Genomic DNA, 1862 nt, shown 5'->3' with positions numbered 1-1862 from the left:
GTGCACTGGTCGGCGACGGTGCGGGTAAGGAAGCCGTGCGCCGCGACGTGGGGCGAGGCGGGCTTGAAGCCGACGATGTCGCACGCCGCGGCGGGCACACGCAGCGAACCGCCCGCGTCCGTTCCGTGCGCCGCGCGGACTTGGCCCTCCGCCACCGCAACCGCGGCACCGGTGGAGGAGCCGCCAGGGGTGCGGCCGGGGAACGCTGGGGACTCGAGCACTGGGACGCCGGGGCGCTCTGCGTAACAGGTGGCGCCCAGCTCGGAAGTGAGTGTTTTGCCGGGGATGGTCGCGCCGGCGTCGAGAAGCATGGGCACGATGGCGTCCGTGCGGCGCGCCACGTAGCTGCGGGCGGGGTTGCCGTTGGTGGTGGGCCAGCCGGCGACGTCAACGGAGTCCTTTACCGGGATGTCCCAGCCCGCGAGTCTGGTGCGGGACGGAGCGGCAGCGGCGTCGACGGGTGGGGGCGCCAGGGGAGCGCAGAAGGAGAACGCCGATTGCTGCATGGCAACAGTGTAGGCGGGGCGAGCGCTGGTAGATTAGTGGGGAACGTTAACGAGCAAAAGGTAGGTAAACCATGATTGATGATGTCCTGTTGGACGCAGAAGAGCGCATGACTTCCTCGGTGGAGCACACCCGCGAGGAGCTGGTCACCATCCGTACCGGCCGCGCCAACCCCGCAATGTTCAACGGCGTCATGGCGGAGTTCTACGGTGCGCCGACCCCGATCAACCAGATGGCCACCATCTCCGTGCCGGAGCCGCGCATGCTGCTGATCAAGCCCTACGACATGTCTACCCTCCAGGAGATTGAGAACGCGATCCGCAACTCCGACCTGGGCGTGAACCCGACCGATGACGGCCAGGTCATCCGCGTCACGGTGCCGCAGCTCACCGAGGAGCGCCGCAAGGACCTGGTCAAGCACGCGAAGCAGAAGGGCGAGGAAGGCAAGATTGCCATCCGCAACGTCCGCCGCCAGGGCATGGACCAGCTGAAGAAGATCCAGAAGGACGGCGACGCCGGCGAGGACGAGGTCAAGACCGCCGAGCAGTCCCTGGACAAGACCACGCAGGGCTACGTCGCGCAGATTGATGAGCTGGTGCAGCGCAAGGAAGACGAGCTGATGGAGGTCTAACCTCCCGCACAGTCGCGCAACTATCCGCCAATTGAGGCACGCCGTGGACATCGCGCCGTGGCGCCGGACGAGACCGAAGCGAGGAGACAGTGCAACCACACCGCAACGAGCAGAGCGATCTTGACAACCGGAGGGTTGCGGAGAGGTCCAGGTGGCCGTCGTTAAGGCTCAAGGCGCCCACGCCGAAGAACAATGCGGGGCGCGACCTGACCGCCGCGATCACGACGGCGGTGGTGCTCGGCTCGCTGGTAATCGGTGCGCTGTTGGTGGGCCCGTTGGCCTGGTACCCGCTTGTTGCCGTGGCGGTGGCGCTGGCCATGTGGGAAGTGCTCACGCGCCTGCGCGAAGCCGGGTACCAGCAGCCGCGCACGCTCCTGGTCATCCTGGGGCAGATCATGCTGTGGGCCTCCGCCACGTACGAGACGGCCGGCCTGGTCACGGGGTTCGCGTTCACGGTCCTCTTCCTCATGTTCTACCGGCTATTCCCCAACGGCCGCCACACCAAGCCCGAGAACTACCTGCGCGATACCGGTGTGGGCATCTTCGTCCTCGTGTGGATCCCGCTCTTCGGGAGTTTCGCCGCGATGATCTCGCTTATCGACGAAGGCGCCCTCCCCGCCAGCCGCTTCATCGCCGCATTCATGCTCTGCGTCGTAGCCAACGACGTCGGCGGCTACGCCGCGGGCGTCATGTTCGGCTCGCACCCGATGGCGCCCGCGATCAGCCC

Annotated in this window: 3 protein-coding genes; 2 read left to right on the top strand and 1 reads right to left on the bottom strand. The window is 66.9% G+C overall.

The features are described 5' to 3' along the window. Positions 1-506, bottom strand: a 506-nt coding sequence (locus EAW56_RS11945; RefSeq protein WP_244213432.1) for an amidase family protein, incomplete at its 3' end; no start/stop codon positions are given. Positions 507-577: 71 nt separating this feature from the next. Between EAW56_RS11945 and frr the strand changes: the two genes are divergently transcribed. Both frr and EAW56_RS11935 read left to right on the top strand, forming a co-directional pair. Next, positions 578-1135 carry a ribosome recycling factor gene (frr, locus tag EAW56_RS11940; protein ID WP_095277445.1) on the top strand — a complete coding sequence of 186 codons (558 nt, stop codon included), beginning with the start codon at positions 578-580 and terminating at the stop codon, positions 1133-1135. 206 nt (positions 1136-1341) lie between these two features. Beyond that, a partial coding sequence (locus EAW56_RS11935) for a phosphatidate cytidylyltransferase (protein WP_244213433.1) occupies positions 1342-1862 on the top strand: 521 nt, incomplete at its 3' end.

It is taken from the genome of Corynebacterium gottingense (assembly GCF_003693265.1).
Classification (GTDB): domain Bacteria; phylum Actinomycetota; class Actinomycetes; order Mycobacteriales; family Mycobacteriaceae; genus Corynebacterium; species Corynebacterium gottingense.
The sequence above is the reverse complement of the archived record's forward strand: the minus strand, read 5'-3'. Positions and strand labels throughout refer to the sequence as shown.

Bases quoted from the DNA above. Each gene is read 5' to 3' on its own strand.
- frr (WP_095277445.1), top strand. From the start codon at position 578: ATGATTGATGATGTCCTGTTGGACGCAGAAGAGCGCATGACTTCCTCG.